This window comes from Bremerella volcania, from assembly GCF_007748115.1.
Lineage (GTDB): Bacteria > Planctomycetota > Planctomycetia > Pirellulales > Pirellulaceae > Bremerella > Bremerella volcania.
Window position 1 is genome coordinate 2,788,064 of sequence record NZ_CP036289.1, and the last position, 16,070, is coordinate 2,804,133.

Sequence of the window (16,070 nt, forward strand, 5' to 3'; positions counted from 1 at the left end):
GCGAGAGATTCTAGAAAAACCGCAGCGCTGCGTCACTTCCTGGCGGAAAACCGTGTTCTGTAAGTTCCGCTTCGATGCCGCCTATCTCTTGGATGGCAGAATCAAACTCGTATTGCTCGTCGTCGATCATGTAGACGATCTCGCCTCCGAGTCGTGATTGCACATACTCAACGGCTTTGCGCATTCGTGCCGCAACCACGGAAGGCGCCGCTGTGCGGGGAAGGCTGAACAGGAAGACGAGATCTTGCGTATGGACGCGTCCCATCGCGATCTCTTCGGGAAGAAAGTAGCCAGGCGGCGTCGAGGTTTCCACGCTGAAGTAGTAGTCGTCGCCGATGCCCGTGGGATTGATCCAATGAAAACAATCCATATCGCCCCAGGTGAGCCCCAGACACAACATTACGTCCCAGATTTTGCGTCCCTCAAACGGTTTCCCTTCGGGGGCGACGACTGCGAAGACAACCGTGCGATCTACTTGTTCTGGTAAATTCGATAAGAAGAGTGTGCGAGCCGCGGCATCTTCGGTGGTTCGGTTCGGTTGAACGACAGCCTTAATGGAATTTGCTTGCAGCACGCTCTCAATGGCCTGCAGGCGGGCCTGATACTTCTGAGCGGTTGCCACTTCAGCATCGTCGTTCCATGCCGAATAGTAATCCCAGGAGATCTTTAGGCCGGTGACCGATGTTGGTCCATCTGCTGAAATGAGATAGGTCCAGAAGCCTGTCTTGGCATCTTTGCCGTAGAGGGTGAGTCCCCCGTGTTCTTCTCGAAAGGACTTATCGAATAATTGAGCCAGGCGTTTTACTTCAAATTCATTGCCCTCAGGAAACTGAACATCAACGATCCAGTCGGTGGCTTCTTCGGGAAGGTAATTATCGCGTTCCTCGTCTCGCGCGGTTGCATTGGGTATCGTGATAGTGCCCAACAGATGGCTGACGTCTTCGCTTCCCTGAGCCGGTAGTACTGCTTCAGCCCTAGCTTGGGATTGACTACTGGTGCTGAGATACAGACCATCGAGCGGATCTTGGTCGGACACGCTAGGCTCCTCGTGGTGACAGCCTGCCAGCAGGCAAAGAGTGAACAAGGTGAAGGTGATTGTATTTTGCATCCACATACAATAACCGATCATCGAGGCTGCCAGCTATAAGGTAGCTACCGCCGAAACAGAAAGCTAAACGTCCCCAGCACAATCGCCGTTACCAGAGTCGCGGCCATCATGTCGACGATCGTTAGCTGGCTCCAGAGAGTTCACGAGACTCGGTCTCTCAGAAAAACAAGATGGTTTGCCAGCCGTTTCGAACGCCCAACGATGCGATCCCGATGACCCAGCTGATCACCAGAACCAGCAGGAAGATTTTCCGCAAGGTGACGAACTGGGGGATGGAAGGCAAAGCGTTCGACTGCTGCGCCACGTAGAGCTGCTCGCTCCAAGTCAAATAGTGGTAAACGTTGACCATGATTAAGGTGAGGCTCAGGGCCAGAGACAACAACGCCACGATTACCCGGAGCGGAATCGACTGGTGAGTGCTGTGCGCCGAGCCAATCATAAAAAGCACGGACAGAAACAAAGCGACGCGCAGGGTGCCATACAGAAACATGGCGACGATCGTCGCCTCGCGGTGATAGCGAAACGTGCTGTAATACTGCAACAGTGCCAGCAGCAGCGATACGCTTGTCAGGGCCATGGCGATGACCTTCAAGAGCGGCTCGGGACTAAAGAGCCACACGGCCGTGCACCCGGCAAAGGTCAGCCAGGCAAAGATGAGCAGGCATGACCAGGCGTAGTGCAGACGCGTCGGTTGGGGGTAGTTGATTGGCGTGTTCGCGGCTGCTCTGGTCATCGTTTCATTCCGGGATCGCCAGCTCTTGGTAGTACGCAACGCCCGTCGCGCGGTCGTAGGTAAGCATGTGATATAGATCGTCGACGTGCCAGTAAGCTCGCAGTCCTTTGGTGACGCGATGCGTACCATACGGAACCAGGAACGGCGTCTGCGTTGGATCGGGTGGAGTCACCAAGATCGGTCCGGCGGTTATTTCTTGCAATCGAGCTCCGCCGGTTGACATTTTGAAAGCCTGAACGTCGAGCCAACTGCGGAGTTCTTGTTCGTCGACTTCATAACTGCCAATGATCAAGCCATGGCGGTCTCGCTGGTATTGAATTGCCTCGGCCTGGTCGGGAACGGGAAAAGGTGCGTCCGCAGCGGCCACGTTGGCGCGATATATCGATTGATTCCTGTGAGCTTGAATGCTGGCCGGCAAGATGATGAGTCCTAGCAGGAAACAGAAGGCAAACATCTCGCGCAAAGAAATCGACAGCCGAGTTGGTCCGGCGGTTTGGTCGTTCCGTCTTTTCAACTGCCACCCCCACCGCCCATTGAGCCAGAGCGAACCCATCGTTACGACAAAGATGGCCGGCCACACGACCGATTGTTGATGACTCAGGCCGCTACCTGCCGTCGCCGGAGAATTAAGATCGGAGATGATGCGGTGAATCACGATCGCCAGGTAGCTCATCGAATAGCAACCGCCGCTGGCGCCAGCGGCCAGGAAGGCAGCGTGATAGCTGCCACGAAAGGTACCGAAGTATTGCCCCACCATGGTCACCAGCCCAATAAGAAGGATCAACAGCAAGCTGTAGCCGATTGGATTGGGCCAAAGCAGTTCCAGCCCTACCAGCGCGATACTGGCCGTCACAGCCCCAGCAGCGATGTTCAGGATAGAGAGAGCAACCAACAGCCACGATGGACGAAGCGGGGCAGGCTCAGGCGTTTGAAAATCATCAGGGTGGTCTGAATTCATCTCGCCAACATAACCACCCCTGCTAGCGATTGCCATCATTTCTATAGATGAACATCTGAACTACGCTGCTCGGGTGGTCGTACGGAGTGGGATGTGATGTTTCCGAGAAAATCTCGTGCAGGGCGAAAGTCTTGCGTAGGCAGTCCGTCTGCGGACACCCGCCAGATAAATCCGAGCATCGGTGGTGGCCTTTTCATTGGTACCTGCGAATAATTCCATACCGCCGGGAAGAACCGCTAGCGACTCATCACACCGTTAAAATCGGAACAGGACGCACAATCTGTCGGTGCCGCTGGTGGCGATTTTAAAGATCGCAGCAAACAGATCGGAAAGATGCTAAAGAAACACCCCCCAAAACATCGAAATTAACCTTCGGAAGGCTTGTTACACACTTCCCGATTGCAGCACATGTTGCAGTCGGTGTGATGAAGCAGCCGGCCAAGGGGGGAATCTTTAACAAGCTGAAGCTTTCGCTACTGGCGTGACCTTGCCAGTGCGTGAGTTGTTCTGTTTGGGATTCTCCCATTGGTCACCGCATCGCCGAGCCGCTGCGAAAAGGTGAGCGAGGTTCGTTCTTTGAGAACGGCCAATCAAACCAAGTCGTGAGTAGTGGATCCGGTTTCCGCCTTGAAGGCGCGGTTCAGAAGGATCTGAGTACGAGCCACGAGAGAAGCAGCGTTTGTAGCGCCCTGACCCAGACATTGAATACTAAGACTCTACCCATAGCCGAGTGCGAGGGATCGCCAGAAGAGTCGGAAGTTGAAAATGAGGGGCGATTTTCGTGTTTCCGCCAGAACCGGAAACACAGTGGAGGTCAACTCAACGAAAGAGTAATGGAGAGCCTGTGATGAAGGTCTTCACAACAGGACAGGTCGCAAAGATCTGCAAAGTGGCCCCCCGCACTGTGAGTAAGTGGTTTGATTCGGGCCGCCTCAAAGGGTATCGCATTCCTGGTTCCCAGGACCGCCGTATCCCGCGGGAATATTTGATCAAGTTCCTGAAAGAACACGGCATGCCCCTTGGCGACTTGGAAGACGAAGCCATGGCCAAGGTGCTGATCGTTGCTCAGGACCAAGTGTTGGTGGAAAATCTGCGTCGCGAACTTCCGCTCGAGAAAGCATTCAAGGTCTGCGTGGCCGCGAGTGGTTTTGAAGCGGGGATTCAAGCCGAAGGGTTCCATCCGGACTGCATTATCGTGGATTTCTCGATCGGTCGTATCGAGGCATTGCAGATTTGCCAGAATCTGCGTCGGAATCCGGACTTCGCGGAAACGATTCTGATCGCCTTGCTGCCCGATGATGGAAGCTCGATGAGCTTCGATCGGTCCACGATCAATGAGACGTTCAAGAAGCCGTTTGATGCGGCTCTGCTGGCCGAACGTCTGCGAACCTTGATCGGTGCTAAGAAGGAATTGGTCTAAGACCAACGACTTCGGGGTTACCACAATCCGAGCTTAAAAAAAGACGCCACGATGAAAATCGGGGCGTCTTTTTTGTTCTTGCCGGCGTGGGGCAAACAAGCCGTCGGGTGCGAGCAATGACGCAAGGCGGAACGTATCGCACCATCTTTGGATACGGGGTACACACTTGGTGCGGTTCGCTGCCCCGCTTGCACCCTACGGCCCCTCTCCGCCGACAAGCGGAGAAGAAGGGACAGTAGGCCAACGAAACACAACGGTGATTTTAGAATTGCCCCAGCACGTTGCCGTCGTCTCGGTTGCTCAGGTTCTGCCAGGTCGAAAGGGAAATCGTTTCCGCCACAAAGCGGACCGAACCGTCCCCCATGGTGACCTGAACGCCGCCGGGGTGAAAACTGCGGGCAGCGACATTGAACCAGACCCCGTTGTGCTGGCAGTCGGGGCTCGGCGGGTTGGGTGTGTACTGGGTGTTGAAGCACCAATCTTGAAAGCGTCCGATCAGCCACGAGTCGCCATTGGGAGTGGTGCTGAGCGTGCCGAGGTCCGAAATGCACGTCGGCCGCGTGCTGCTGCTGGCGTAGAAATCGCCGTGGGTGATCTCGGAAATGGCCATCGTGTTCGAGAGGCCATCAGTCACGTCGGCAAAACGGACCGTTCCATTGGCGGCGAAGATCCCTTTGCTCTTACCATGCACAATCACGGCGGTCCAACCGGTGTTGTTGATGTCGTTGCCCCCCAGGTTCCAGGCTTTGCCCACGCACGCGGCGTAGTCGGTCGGGGCCGTGGTGATCGAGGAATTTGAACGAGGATCTTGGGCGTTGCTGGGGCAGCGGAACGCATCGATCTCGACCTGTGCAGGGGTGTTGTTCGTCGTGTAGACGTCGCTCACGTAGTTGATCTGGTCGTGCAGGGCCGTTTGTTCGATCTGTGGCAGAATGCGAGCCATCCAGGTCGTCAGGTTGTTATTCCAGGCACTCGCCTTGTCGAAGTACAGACAACCGATCGGAAACTGCCCAAACGCATCGTGATAGACATGCGTGGCCAGGCCCAGTTGCTTCATGTTGTTGCTGCAGGACATGCGACGCGCGGCCTCGCGGGCCTGTTGGACGGCTGGCAAAAGCAAGGCGATCAGCACGCCAATAATCGCAATGACCACGAGTAATTCGACAAGCGTGAAGCCTGACTTTCGCGAGGAGTGGGGTGACATCGGAGGCATCCTTACGAATAGAGAAATAAGGAAAATAGGTGGCAGGTGATTGGTATCCGATTGGGTGCAGCAAACCTGGTTTACGACTCGAGATGGAAGTCGATGGTCTGCCGACCGGCTTCGACTTCGGCGGTCAGTTCGGTCCGCTCGTTGTACTTGGCAGGCACAAACTGCTTGGTTTCTTCCATCTTTTCGCCGGTCATGACGTCGGTGTAACTGCGACCGGTGGGGCGATTGGCAAAGATCTGGACGGAGCAATGACCAATGACCGCTCCCCGTCGATCGTTGACGTCGGACTCGGAGTCGTAATGGCCACCGGTAATCTTGAGGGCGACCGGGGCGACGGTTTCCGGAATGAACATGATGACGCCGGATTCGATCGGCTTGCCGTCCAACGTGACTGTTCCCTGAACGGCAGCCCGGGGGATTCCATTGCCTCCACAGCCACTGAAGAGAAGGCAAAGCAGAACGAGGAGGCTAGAAAACGCATGAGTCTTCATGAATGCCGACTTTCAGACGCGAGTAAGCAAGGTGGGAACGCGCAGCCGTTGTTTCGCTTTTACAAGGAAGCCACCCCAGGTTGAACCGAGGAATCCCTCGCTTGGGGCGGGTCGCGGCGAAGGGGGGTCAACTGCATCTTAATAGGGTGTTTGTGTTGCATGATTTTTTAATTAGCTTCGCAAAGCCATTCAAGTCAAAAATATGACATACATGGGGAATATAGAGTTGCCACCTGGAATGGGATGTTGGATTCCCCGCGATAGCTAGGGGAGTGGCTGATGTTTTGCCGTTGCTTGCCCAGGTTGCCAATTGGGGAGAAGCCCCTGGAAAATCGCTTCGTTTTGCGCGTTAGCGGCAGGCCAGAGCAGTCTGTTTCGCCTCCGGGTAAGGGAAATGGACTGCTTGTCGAAAGGGGCTTTAGCGGTCGAAATCCCCCTCAACATTCGGGTTAACCATCTCTCTCAAGCTGCGGTTGCCATGGTACAGATTGAAACCACTGCGTGATGCGACGATTACTCGATGCCAGGGTGTGGCTTTCATCCGCAGAAAACGTTGCCAGCGCCCCTTCTGAAGAATGACGAATCGTCTTAACATGGAGGCATTCGTGATTTTACGTGTGAGGGGTTGATGGCGGATTTCACGCACCTGGACGAGTCTGGCGCGGCCAAGATGGTCGATGTAGGGCAGAAGCAAGCCACCCTTCGCGAAGCGGTCGCCGAGGCTTGCGTAAAAATGGAAGCCGCTACCGCAGATGCGATCCGTGACAACCGAAATAAGAAAGGGGAGGTGCTGCAAGTGGCACGCCTGGCCGGCATCATGGCCGCCAAGCGAACCGACGAGTTGATTCCCCTGTGCCATGGACTGCCGCTGGAAAGCATCGAAGTGGCATTCGAGTTTGCCGATACGACCCGGCTGCTGGTGACCGCCACGGCGCGAGTGACCGCAAAGACAGGCGTCGAAATGGAAGTAATGACGGCCGCTTCGGTCGCCGCACTCACCATTTACGACATGTGCAAGGCAATCGATCGAGGAATGGAAATCGAGCATGTCCGCCTGATGAAAAAGTCAGGGGGCAAGTCAGGCACCTTCCAGCGTGCGACGGAACTTAAAGCCGAATAGAAAGCGAATCGAGACCATCGTGAATCCTGCGAATCAGACTCCAGCCGCTCCCAGTGCCGAAGCATTGATGCGTTGTTACGGTGGAATCGGTGACGATCTGGCGGAAGTCGAAGCGATTTTGAAGCGGGAGATGTCGTCCAAGTTCCCTAAGGTCAGCGACATCGTTTCTTACGGCTATTTGCTCGGCGGCAAGCGTCTTCGCCCTGCCCTGGTCCTGCTGTGCGGTCAGGCTTGGAACAACCTTAATGCCAGTCATCACAAGCTGGGGGCCGTTCTCGAAATGGTCCACACGGCCACGTTGATTCACGACGATGTCCTCGACGGAGCCGATACGCGGCGTCATCTGGAAACGATTCATCATCGCTGGGGAACCGAGTCGAGCGTGCTGGTGGGGGACTTCCTCTTCACGCACGCGTTCTACCTGGCCAGTACGCTGCCAACCACCTTGGCCGCCCAGAAAATAGGTCAGGCAACCAACATCGTCTGCGAAGGAGAACTTCGCCAGATCACGACCAAGGGACGCTTCGACCTGAGCGAAGAAGAGTACCTGTCGATCATCGAGGCCAAGACGGCCGTATTATGCCAATGCGCGTGCGAACTCGGAGCGATCTACGCCGACGCACCGGCCCATGCGAGCAAGCAAGCCGCAGAATACGGACGCTGCCTGGGCGTTGCTTTCCAAATTGTCGACGATCTTCTTGACATCGAAGGGGACACCGACCGCACCGGCAAGACGCTCGGTACCGATCTGGCCCAGCGTAAGCCGACTCTGCCGATCATCCATGCATTGAAGGTCGCTCCGCCGGAAACGCGAGCCGAAATGCTGAGCGTCCTGCAGGCCGAAACCCCCGATCCCGCCCAGGTACTGGCTTGGCTCGAAGAGTTTGACAGCGCTGCTTACGCTCGCCAATCGGCCATCCGCCATGTCGAGAGTGCACTGGCGAGTATCGCCGAGTGGCCCGAAGGTGACGCAACCACGGCGCTGCGTCAGCTGGCGGAGTTCGTACTCAAACGCTGCTATTAATCGGCGTGGCTGGCGCTTTCGCGGAGGTCGGCTGTTGAATATGCTAAGGGAGATGCTCTGACCTCCACCTCCCCTTCCCTGCGACATCTCACCATGCGAACCCTTCCCCTCATTGCTCTGGCGCTGCTCGTTACGTTTTTTCCTTATGCCAGTCAGGCCGAAGAGATTTCCGGCAACGGCGACTTCGTCATCGGCCCAGATTATCACATCGATCCTGATCTGACCGATCGTGGTAATCCCAAGGGAAAGTACTTCGAATTCTCGATGCCGCTGGCCGAGAGCAAGATCTTCGACGGCAAAGACGTCACGCTCGATCCGAAGAAGGACGTGCGAACCGAACGGAAGATCTTCGTTTACGTTCCGGCCGCGTATGAAGATGGGACCAAGGCCCCGATCCTGGTATCGTTTGACGGTCCTAGCCGGTTGAACCTGGTCCGTAACGCGCTGGACAACTTGACGATCTCGAAGGACCCGCAGCGCAAGCTGCCAGCGTTCATTGCGATCGGCGTGCAAAACGGAGGAAACGACGGGAAAGGCAGCCAGCGCGGTCTGGAATACGATACCATGTCGGACCGCCATGCCCGGTTCATCAACGACGAAGTTCTTCCCGCCGTCTTGGACAATCCCGAAATCAAAGCCGCTTATCCGAACATCGCGTTCACCGAAGATCCTTGGGGCAAAGCGGTCATGGGGTGCAGCTCCGGCGGAGCCGCCGCGCTGACGATCGGTTGGTTCCGCCCCGACCTGTTCCGCCGCCTGATCACCTATTCTGGCACCTTCGTCGATCAACAAGACGATGACGCCCCGCAAGAAAAAGACTACCCGCTGGGTGCCTGGGAGTATCACTCGAGCATGAAGCTGATCGAAAACAGCGAAAAGAAACCGCTGCGGATCTTCACGCACGTTGCCGAAAACGACAACCGAGCCAACGACCCGGAAGAGACCTACCACAACTGGGTCATGGCCAACCGCCGCACGGCCGCCGCGCTGAAAGCCAAGGGTTACGATTACCGCTTCATCTTCAGCAAGGCGACCCGCCACTGCGATAAGAAGGTATTCGAACAGACCCTGGCCGACACGTTGGTTTGGATGTGGGATGGGTATCAGCCGGAGTAGTAATCGGCAAGATCGACTGGATTGAAAGTTACGCTAAATCCGAGCCCGCGATCTAAGTCCGATCCATTCCGTATTTGGGATCACGGCTACGATGTCGGATGAGGATGATTCTGGCGTGGTTTTCGGACAGGCGATAATAGATTCCGAAGGGAAAACGAAACATCGAACAACAACGCGTTTTGGCATTTACCAAGGCAAAACGCGTTGGAGATTCCTTGATGCGCCTTGTGCACGCTTCAAATTCATCGAGGAACTCGACACCAAGATTAGTCGACTTCGACTCGTAATACTTTGCGGCCTCTTGCAGTTCGAGTAAAGCTTCTGGATGGACATCGATAATCATTGGAGCGATCTACGAGCCTGCTCCATGGCTTGAGCGAGTGGAATGGCCTGCACCACTCCGTCGTCGAGTTCCTTCACTCTTCGTTTCAGAACACTTATCAACTCTGCATCAGGAGCACCTGGGAGACTCGAATCAATGCTCTCCAAAAGCGTCTGAGCCAGTCGGGCACGCTCTTCCGGCGGCAGCGATAGGGCATCTTTGGTCAGTTGCGATATGCTGATCATGGCTCAGGCTTCTCAAGGATTTAGGCGAATTCGCGTGTTTGCTCAGTCTCGTGTAGGGCCAGCGTGTCGCGGGTCGATTAACTTCTGGCATTATTCAATGTTTCGTCCGCGAGGACAAACGCCTACGAAGACGGCTTCGGCACGCTGGGCGCGTACTTCTTGAGCATCGGTTGCAGTTCATCGACGAAGTCTCGCACGTCTTTAAACTCGCGGTAGACACTCGCGAAGCGGACGTAAGCGACCTGGTCGATCGCGTGCAGGTGCTGCATGACCATCTCGCCGATCAGTCGGCTTTCCACCTCCCCTTCGTACTGGGAGTAGATCTCGCTTTCGACCGCCGCCACGATCGCTTCGATCTGGGCTTCGCTGATGGGGCGCTTCCAGCAGGCCAGCGACAAACCCCGTTTGATCTTTTCGGGATGGAACGGTTCGCGGACGTTATCTTTCTTGACGATCTTGATGTCGAGTTCTTCCACGCGTTCGTACGTGGTATAACGCCGCTTACAGCCCAGGCACTCGCGCCGGCGGCGAATCGAGAAACTGTCCTGGCTTGCGCGTGAGTCAATCACACGGTCGTTGTCGGCTCGACAGAACGGGCATCGCATAGGGCTTACTCGATATCACGATGGCGCGAACAGAAATCGTGCGCGGTCACCGCCAGGGAAACTGCTTCAATCTTCATAGTTTGGCCTGAACTTTCAAATTGAGCAAGCTAAGTCTCCTTCAGCAAACAAGATAACTCGCAATTCCCCTGGTTGATGCGCGACCCGTTTGGCGAAAAACAAGTGGCGGGGACGCTTTTTTGAGCTTTCAGAAACTCTATAATGACCGGGAAAAGGATCAAGATTGGCCTCGTTTTTGCGAATATTCGCTCACAGGCATCCCCCTTTTTCAAGAACCACGCAGGCACTCCTGCTTTTTCCATTGGGAAGGAATTGAACGATGGACGCGAGCAACCCCAATAATCCCTTCAACCCAAATGATCCCGGACAGCAAAGTCAGTCGGACAACCCCGATAACGCCGCTGTCGATGGGGCCTACAATCAAGATCCGCAAAACAAGTTTGCCGCCGGTAAGAAGAAAGCCGGTAGCGGCCCGGACGAGCAGATCTGGAGCGGCGGTTACTCGGCCGTCGATCAGAGCGGCAGTTTCATCATTCTGACCCTGATCACCATTGGGCTGATTGTGGGTGGCGTGTTCTTCTGGCCTCTGGTCTTCGCGATCCCTGTGCTGTGGATTGCCCAGTTCATCCGCGTTTGGTGGATCAAGATGGGTGTTTCGTATGAACTGACCACGCGTCGTTTCATGCACGAACACGGTGTTATCAAACGAACCACCGACCGGATCGAAGTGATCGACATCGACGACGTGACCGTCGAACAGGGGATCCTCGATCGCATGTTTAACGTCGGTACGATCAAGATTACCTCTAGTGACCGCACCCATCCCGAACTGCGCATCCCCGGCATCAAGGACGTCAAAAAGGTCGCCCTGATGATCGACGATGCCCGCCAGGAACAACGCGATCGCCGCGGCGTGTACATCGAATCGGTTTAAGCGGGTGTCATGAGCCGTCGAAAGCAGTCCACACTGTGGCAACGGTTGTCCTTCGTGCTGTCGAAGGAAGGAATTTGGAAGTCGCCTGACCAATTGATCGCGGTCGGCGGCTTGATGGGAGTGATCTGTGTTGCCCACGTCTATTTTCTGGTCGTGGGCACCTTCGTAGGCGAAGCTTCGGCCTACTATCTTTACCTGGTGATCGCCGCGATCTTCTTTGGTTTGTTCTCGGCCGGTACCCTCCTGCGGGTGCTCGTGCTGATGAATCGCAAGAGTATTAACAAAAAACGGAAGCAGGAGCAAACCAATCGCTACACGCGGCAGCTAGAACAAGGCCTGCACGACGAGTAGATCGCTTGTTACTTGATCAGCGAACGCAGCGTGGCCAGGTTCTTGGCATCGTACAGCACGCCATTCTCTTCCCCTTTGGGCGTTTCCAAATACATGGGGATCTTCTTGAAGCGGCGATCGTTCAGCATGTGCCGGAACGCCTCGACGCCGATCTTGCCTTCGCCGATATGATCGTGCCGGTCGACCCGCGATCCGAGGTCCTTCTTGCTGTCGTTCAAGTGGATTGCCCGCAGCTTGTCGAAGCCGATCAGCTTGTTGAAATCCTCAAACGTCGCTTTGAAGTCTTTCTCTTCGGAGATCGGGTAGCCGGCCGCGAAGATGTGGCACGTATCCAGACACACGGCCACGCGTTCTCCCTGCTTCACCCCTTCGAGGATCGCTTGCAGATGCTCGAACTTGTGCCCGATCGAACTCCCCTGCCCCGCGGTCGTTTCCAACAATAGCGTCACCGGGCAATCCGGCAGTTGCTGGTGAAGCTCGTCGATTGCCTGGATGATTCGTTCGATCCCTTCTTCCAGCGTGGCCTCCATGTGAGCACCGGGATGAAACACCAGGTTCGGAATGCCTAGCCGCTCGCACCGCAGCATCTCGATCTTCAGCCCTTCGACCGACTTCTCCCACAACTCGGCCTTGGGCGAAGCCAGGTTAATCAGGTACGAAGCATGACAAAGCGGCGCATCGACGTTGTGCTTGGCCAGCGCATCTTGAAAGAGGGACACGTCCTTATCGGTAATCGCCTTGGCCCGCCACTGGTTGTTGTTCTTGCAGAACAATTGCACGACATTCATATCGACTTCGGCAGCAGCCTCAACGGCCTTGTAGTAGCCGCCAGCGATCGACATGTGGGCACCGATGAGCGGCATTGCGGAAACGAGTCCTGTGCGGGGGGAATTTTGAACAAACGAAACGGAGAATGAGCAGAGGCTATGGCTGGTAAACTAGCAAATCTTGGCTCGGGCGACTACCAGTCACCGATGCCAGATCGCCTCTGGGCTCCATTACCAACATAGAGAAGCGGATAGTATGGTCACATCGAAAGCAAAAAAAACTAAAATGCGCCTCCCACCTCGTCGGCAATCGGGTTCGTTTCTTTTCCAACTAGTCGATTGGCGACGTACTTGAAAACCCATTGATGTGCCGTCCCGGCGACCGCTCCGGGGCCTGCCTCGATGAAGTGCCATTGAAGACGCGTATCCCGAATAAAGTCTACGACGATTAGCCTGGAATGAAATGGTTTAGCGACAGTGGCTGCCATCGTTTTCAACTGAGATAAGTCGTCCTCAGAAAGCGGGAATCCAGCCGGATTTGGCACAGCATGAAGATAGTGAAAGCTCCATGCAGCCGGTTCACCATCGACAACCCAAGTGCGAATTTCCTGCGGAGCATTTCCGAACATCCACTTCCCAGCCACAGCGATATCAAGCCATTGACGGGCAATAATTGGTGTGTTCCATCCAAAAGCACGTCGCAGCAGTTCCGATTCATCCGCAAGTTCACGTAAATTGCGAACCTTTGCCTGTTCTCCTCCCCGTTTCCACGATGACCTTGGAGTGCGAAGAAACAGGGGGAATTTCAAGTCATCGGGAAGTTCTTGGTCGATCTCAAGCACCCATGTCTTGGGAGTTGGCACATCTATCTCATTCTCGGCAAGTGTACGAAGTATGTCGTCCAATCGTATGAGTTCTTGGCGTTCGCTGGGACGGTCGTGGATTCCTGGATGATCTTCCACTTGTTGGACCAAGTGCGACTCGCCGTGCTGATAACTGAATAGGAATCCGGTTGCATCGGGTAGAGCCCGATGAAGCTCAACTGCTCCGATTTCTCTGAGCCAGTCGATTCTCTTGTCATTAAGCCTCTTGGCATCCGGCAAGTCGTCTGGGTCGTAGAAAAGCTGCATACCGAAATCAATTGAGTGATTGTAAAGGTTTATCGAACATTCCCGCTTCGTTTCCCGACTTGCTGGGACGAGCGAGCTATTGGGAATAGCAGACTATGAATTTGGGTCGAGGTAGCCTAGCAAAACACGTCATCACTCGCTACCAGGCGGCCTTGGCAGGTGCCACACGTGATCAAGAATCTCGCCGAAAATCACCCGACTTCATCGCCAATGCAGCAAGACACGATAAGAGGTCATCGACGCTACGGGATTGGGACGATTAAGCAAGTCGCTGGCCGGCGAGCTTTTCGGCCAGTTCATCCAGCAAAGCCGCCTGGGCTTGGTTAATCCTCATCTTGGCTTCGGGCAAGTCGAAGAATTCGGCTCGATCGATTTCCGGAATCTCGATCTGTCGGCCTGACTTGGGAGGCCATTCGATCGGGAACGTGTTCGAGATGATGGTGGTCGGATCGCAGTCTCCTTCAAACGCCCAGGCATGTACGATCTTACCTCCCTTTTGTTGGATCGGCGTCAGCTGGATGAAAGGGCCATGGGCTACTAGCCCCGTTTCTTCCTGGAACTCACGCTGCGCGGCGGCGAAGGCGTCCTCTCCTTCGTCCAACTCTCCTTTCGGAATCGACCAGACGCCGGCGTCTTTCTTTTGAAAGAAAGGGCCGCCTGGGTGCCCAAGCAGTACCTGGCATTGGCCTTCGCACAGGCGAAACATCACGAGCCCAGCACTCTGTTTTGGCTTGGCCATCGGCTAGCCCACCGTTTTGATGACGTTGCCGTCGGCATCTTTGATATCCACCGGAAGTACTTCGATCGCCACCAGGTCGGTTTCCGGCACGGAAAACACGCCTCGTTCGGCTTGCATGGAATCGGCCAGCGCCGCGGCAAGCTCGGGGGGAAGCGTGACGATCAGCAGGCCTTCGTCCACTTCCCACTCTACCCCGTCGCCCGGCTGAAACACGATCCCTGATCCTTTGCCATACACGACGCCAGATTCCCCTTGAGAGAGGACATTCTTGAGTATCCCTTTCAGTTGCCGTACGACGGTCGCTCCGATTTGGATTAGCAGCTTGCCGTCCGCTTCTTCCCACTGGGCGATACTGCCGAACACTTCCGACTGGTTGGTCGAAGGTTCCGAGGCGGTGATTTCGTCGAGCGTTTTGGGATCCTTCAGAATCGAATCACGCCAGATTTCGGTGATGGCCAAGGGGGCGGTCTTTTCGACTCGTAGCGCGACGGCGTCGAAGTAACCTTCTTCGATCAAGTGATGCTCGTCGGTGCAGAGACCGACGATTTGCAGAAACTTAAGCTTGCCGTTGGGGGTGTCGATTTCCTGCAGCTGTGGATCGAGCATCAGCATGATCGCGGTGATATCGGTCTCTTCTCCCAGGGCAATCGGGCCGTTGAGCGTCATGTGATGACGTTCGTCGAACGCGTTCCCGGTCGAGAAAACATACCGCCCCAGGTTCTGCAGGAAATTGAGCGGCCAGTGCGGTGGCTCTTCCGGAGCATCGGCCCCACAGGCCAGGCGAAACGTCAATTCAAAACCGAAACCACTGACGTCGGGATCGTCCGATTCCTTTTCGTACAGTTCGGAAAAGCCGAACGTCACAAAGTGATAGTGCGGCTGCGGCTCGAGGTTTTTGTACGCGCTGATCCCTTGCAGAGGATCTTGCCCACCGAGCGACATCGGCAGAACGGTCCCGTAGTGCATTGGCTCGCGGTCGCCGTAGATCGGCGCAAGTGCCGCCTCGATGGCGTCCCAGCCAGGGGCGTCATCGCTGTCTTCCAACGAGTGGTCTGCTTCGTCGTTCATGAGATGTGCCTAGTGGGGAAAACATGATGAAAATAAAGGGCAAATGGCATGAGCAGCGGACCACCTACAACAACAGCCGCAGCATCGCCACCAGTAAAAAGCCGAGGAACAATACTCCGTAGCCGATCACCCCGGCCATACCCAGGTAGTTGGCCCACAGCAGCAAGGTGCGGCCGCCTGGGTCCATGTGCTCTTTGTCGATTTCTTCCAGGTCGGAGTGGGCCATGCTCCAGGCTGCGATGCTGAAGATGGGGCAGATGCCTAAAAGTCCAACCAGGGCGAAGATTAAACTGGGGATTCCGCGATGCGGCACCAGGTAAGGGGCATTCGTTTCGTTGAGGCGAACCTGGTGAAACGGCGAGCCTGAGCCGACCTGCTCTGGCAGGGCCAAAATGGGATATCTTTGATCCGATTTCTCCCAAACCTGCGAGTTCGTCCTGCGCAGCTCGCACTGCCGGTCGATGCGCCCTTGGAGCACCCACTGATCCAACTCCTTTGAGGGAACGGGACCGAAAATCTGCCCTTCGGGAATCTTGACGAAGAATAAGGGCTCTTCGTTGGGCGATGCGGTCTGAGAGTGCTCCGGAGCCGACGACATACGATGACGCAAGGAAAAGAGTTCGGATAAGACAGCGAATTGGCGACTATGGTAGCTTGTTCGCCCGGCACGTGCCAGCATCGACTAGGTTGCGGTAAAACTCGTTGTAT

At 55.6% G+C, this 16,070-nt stretch carries 19 protein-coding genes; 6 read left to right on the top strand and 13 right to left on the bottom strand.

Annotated features, from left to right (window positions below; all coding sequences use genetic code 11):
- Nucleotides 1–10: 10 nt before the first annotated feature.
- The 3 genes from Pan97_RS11435 to Pan97_RS11445 all read right to left on the bottom strand — a co-directional run bounded on the left by Pan97_RS11435 (nt 11) and on the right by Pan97_RS11445 (nt 2,799).
- On the bottom strand, nt 11–1,036 hold the full coding sequence (locus Pan97_RS11435; protein ID WP_165698709.1) for a cell division protein ZipA C-terminal FtsZ-binding domain-containing protein: 1,026 nt from the start codon (nt 1,034–1,036) through the stop codon (nt 11–13).
- Between the two features lie 229 nt (nt 1,037–1,265).
- Nucleotides 1,266–1,841: a hypothetical protein gene (locus Pan97_RS11440; protein ID WP_144972620.1), complete on the bottom strand. Its 576-nt coding sequence runs from the start codon at nt 1,839–1,841 to the stop codon at nt 1,266–1,268.
- 4 nt (nt 1,842–1,845) lie between these two features.
- Nucleotides 1,846–2,799 carry a hypothetical protein gene (locus Pan97_RS11445; protein ID WP_144972622.1) on the bottom strand — a complete coding sequence of 318 codons (954 nt, stop codon included), beginning with the start codon at nt 2,797–2,799 and terminating at the stop codon, nt 1,846–1,848.
- Between the two features lie 847 nt (nt 2,800–3,646).
- On the opposite strand from Pan97_RS11445, the gene Pan97_RS11450 reads away from it, so the two are divergent.
- Nucleotides 3,647–4,219 (top strand): helix-turn-helix domain-containing protein, encoded by a 573-nt coding sequence (locus Pan97_RS11450; protein ID WP_105353146.1) that lies wholly within the window; start codon nt 3,647–3,649, stop codon nt 4,217–4,219.
- A 262-nt stretch (nt 4,220–4,481) separates the two neighbouring features.
- Here the strand turns inward: Pan97_RS11450 and Pan97_RS11455 are convergent, their stop codons facing one another.
- Together Pan97_RS11455 and Pan97_RS11460 are read right to left on the bottom strand one after the other, a co-directional pair.
- Nucleotides 4,482–5,423 carry a DUF1559 domain-containing protein gene (locus tag Pan97_RS11455; protein WP_144972623.1) on the bottom strand — a complete coding sequence of 314 codons (942 nt, stop codon included), beginning with the start codon at nt 5,421–5,423 and terminating at the stop codon, nt 4,482–4,484.
- Nucleotides 5,424–5,503: 80 nt separating this feature from the next.
- Nucleotides 5,504–5,923, bottom strand: coding sequence for a hypothetical protein (locus Pan97_RS11460; RefSeq protein ID WP_144972625.1), 420 nt, complete (start codon nt 5,921–5,923; stop codon nt 5,504–5,506).
- Nucleotides 5,924–6,551: 628 nt separating this feature from the next.
- Here Pan97_RS11460 and moaC point away from each other — a divergent pair.
- The 3 genes from moaC (at nt 6,552) to Pan97_RS11475 (ending at nt 9,183) form a co-directional block, all read left to right on the top strand.
- A complete protein-coding gene (moaC, locus tag Pan97_RS11465; protein ID WP_144972627.1) occupies nt 6,552–7,043 on the top strand; it encodes a cyclic pyranopterin monophosphate synthase MoaC in 492 nt (163 codons plus the stop codon).
- Between the two features lie 19 nt (nt 7,044–7,062).
- Nucleotides 7,063–8,067 carry a polyprenyl synthetase family protein gene (locus tag Pan97_RS11470; protein ID WP_196782362.1) on the top strand — a complete coding sequence of 335 codons (1,005 nt, stop codon included), beginning with the start codon at nt 7,063–7,065 and terminating at the stop codon, nt 8,065–8,067.
- A gap of 93 nt (nt 8,068–8,160) precedes the next feature.
- Nucleotides 8,161–9,183 (top strand): alpha/beta hydrolase, encoded by a 1,023-nt coding sequence (locus Pan97_RS11475; RefSeq protein ID WP_144972629.1) that lies wholly within the window; start codon nt 8,161–8,163, stop codon nt 9,181–9,183.
- Nucleotides 9,184–9,235: 52 nt separating this feature from the next.
- Here the strand turns inward: Pan97_RS11475 and Pan97_RS27150 are convergent, their stop codons facing one another.
- From Pan97_RS27150 to nrdR, 3 genes are all read right to left on the bottom strand, one after another.
- The gene (locus Pan97_RS27150; protein WP_144972632.1) at nt 9,236–9,526 is read right to left on the bottom strand and encodes a type II toxin-antitoxin system RelE/ParE family toxin; all 291 of its coding nucleotides are present in this window, start codon (nt 9,524–9,526) and stop codon (nt 9,236–9,238) included.
- The gene (locus Pan97_RS11485) at nt 9,523–9,750 is read right to left on the bottom strand and encodes an addiction module protein (RefSeq protein WP_144972634.1); all 228 of its coding nucleotides are present in this window, start codon (nt 9,748–9,750) and stop codon (nt 9,523–9,525) included. The genes Pan97_RS27150 and Pan97_RS11485 overlap by 4 nt, the downstream gene beginning before the upstream one ends.
- Before the next feature lie 122 nt (nt 9,751–9,872).
- Nucleotides 9,873–10,355 carry a transcriptional regulator NrdR gene (gene nrdR / locus Pan97_RS11490; RefSeq protein WP_144972636.1) on the bottom strand — a complete coding sequence of 161 codons (483 nt, stop codon included), beginning with the start codon at nt 10,353–10,355 and terminating at the stop codon, nt 9,873–9,875.
- 337 nt (nt 10,356–10,692) lie between these two features.
- Between nrdR and Pan97_RS11495 the strand changes: the two genes are divergently transcribed.
- Nucleotides 10,693–11,307 (top strand): PH domain-containing protein, encoded by a 615-nt coding sequence (locus Pan97_RS11495; protein ID WP_144972639.1) that lies wholly within the window; start codon nt 10,693–10,695, stop codon nt 11,305–11,307.
- 9 nt (nt 11,308–11,316) lie between these two features.
- Nucleotides 11,317–11,658, top strand: a complete 342-nt coding sequence (locus Pan97_RS11500; protein ID WP_144972641.1) for a hypothetical protein — start codon at nt 11,317–11,319, stop codon at nt 11,656–11,658.
- Nucleotides 11,659–11,666: 8 nt separating this feature from the next.
- Here the strand turns inward: Pan97_RS11500 and Pan97_RS11505 are convergent, their stop codons facing one another.
- The 5 genes from Pan97_RS11505 to Pan97_RS11525 form a co-directional block, all read right to left on the bottom strand.
- Nucleotides 11,667–12,521, bottom strand: coding sequence for a deoxyribonuclease IV (locus tag Pan97_RS11505; protein ID WP_165698710.1), 855 nt, complete (start codon nt 12,519–12,521; stop codon nt 11,667–11,669).
- 185 nt (nt 12,522–12,706) lie between these two features.
- On the bottom strand, nt 12,707–13,528 hold the full coding sequence (locus Pan97_RS11510) for an ATP-grasp domain-containing protein (RefSeq protein WP_165698711.1): 822 nt from the start codon (nt 13,526–13,528) through the stop codon (nt 12,707–12,709).
- Between the two features lie 286 nt (nt 13,529–13,814).
- The gene (locus Pan97_RS11515; RefSeq protein WP_144972645.1) at nt 13,815–14,294 is read right to left on the bottom strand and encodes an NUDIX domain-containing protein; all 480 of its coding nucleotides are present in this window, start codon (nt 14,292–14,294) and stop codon (nt 13,815–13,817) included.
- Nucleotides 14,295–14,297: 3 nt separating this feature from the next.
- Nucleotides 14,298–15,362 (bottom strand): suppressor of fused domain protein, encoded by a 1,065-nt coding sequence (locus Pan97_RS11520; RefSeq protein WP_144972647.1) that lies wholly within the window; start codon nt 15,360–15,362, stop codon nt 14,298–14,300.
- 64 nt (nt 15,363–15,426) lie between these two features.
- On the bottom strand, nt 15,427–15,972 hold the full coding sequence (locus tag Pan97_RS11525; protein WP_144972649.1) for a hypothetical protein: 546 nt from the start codon (nt 15,970–15,972) through the stop codon (nt 15,427–15,429).
- Between the last annotated feature and the right edge of the window lie 98 nt (nt 15,973–16,070).

What these genes read in the sequence shown, in the direction of transcription:
- Pan97_RS11440 (WP_144972620.1), bottom strand. Translation starts at nt 1,841, where the DNA reads ATGACCAGAGCAGCCGCGAACACGCCAATCAACTACCCCCAACCGACG.
- Pan97_RS11445 (WP_144972622.1), bottom strand. Translation starts at nt 2,799, where the DNA reads ATGAATTCAGACCACCCTGATGATTTTCAAACGCCTGAGCCTGCCCCG.
- Pan97_RS11450 (WP_105353146.1), top strand. Translation starts at nt 3,647, where the DNA reads ATGAAGGTCTTCACAACAGGACAGGTCGCAAAGATCTGCAAAGTGGCC.
- Pan97_RS11455 (WP_144972623.1), bottom strand. Translation starts at nt 5,423, where the DNA reads ATGTCACCCCACTCCTCGCGAAAGTCAGGCTTCACGCTTGTCGAATTA.
- Pan97_RS11460 (WP_144972625.1), bottom strand. Translation starts at nt 5,923, where the DNA reads ATGAAGACTCATGCGTTTTCTAGCCTCCTCGTTCTGCTTTGCCTTCTC.
- moaC (WP_144972627.1), top strand. Translation starts at nt 6,552, where the DNA reads ATGGCGGATTTCACGCACCTGGACGAGTCTGGCGCGGCCAAGATGGTC.
- Pan97_RS11475 (WP_144972629.1), top strand. Translation starts at nt 8,161, where the DNA reads ATGCGAACCCTTCCCCTCATTGCTCTGGCGCTGCTCGTTACGTTTTTT.
- Pan97_RS27150 (WP_144972632.1), bottom strand. Translation starts at nt 9,526, where the DNA reads ATGATTATCGATGTCCATCCAGAAGCTTTACTCGAACTGCAAGAGGCC.
- Pan97_RS11485 (WP_144972634.1), bottom strand. Translation starts at nt 9,750, where the DNA reads ATGATCAGCATATCGCAACTGACCAAAGATGCCCTATCGCTGCCGCCG.
- nrdR (WP_144972636.1), bottom strand. Translation starts at nt 10,355, where the DNA reads ATGCGATGCCCGTTCTGTCGAGCCGACAACGACCGTGTGATTGACTCA.
- Pan97_RS11495 (WP_144972639.1), top strand. Translation starts at nt 10,693, where the DNA reads ATGGACGCGAGCAACCCCAATAATCCCTTCAACCCAAATGATCCCGGA.
- Pan97_RS11500 (WP_144972641.1), top strand. Translation starts at nt 11,317, where the DNA reads ATGAGCCGTCGAAAGCAGTCCACACTGTGGCAACGGTTGTCCTTCGTG.
- Pan97_RS11505 (WP_165698710.1), bottom strand. Translation starts at nt 12,521, where the DNA reads ATGCCGCTCATCGGTGCCCACATGTCGATCGCTGGCGGCTACTACAAG.
- Pan97_RS11515 (WP_144972645.1), bottom strand. Translation starts at nt 14,294, where the DNA reads ATGGCCAAGCCAAAACAGAGTGCTGGGCTCGTGATGTTTCGCCTGTGC.
- Pan97_RS11520 (WP_144972647.1), bottom strand. Translation starts at nt 15,362, where the DNA reads ATGAACGACGAAGCAGACCACTCGTTGGAAGACAGCGATGACGCCCCT.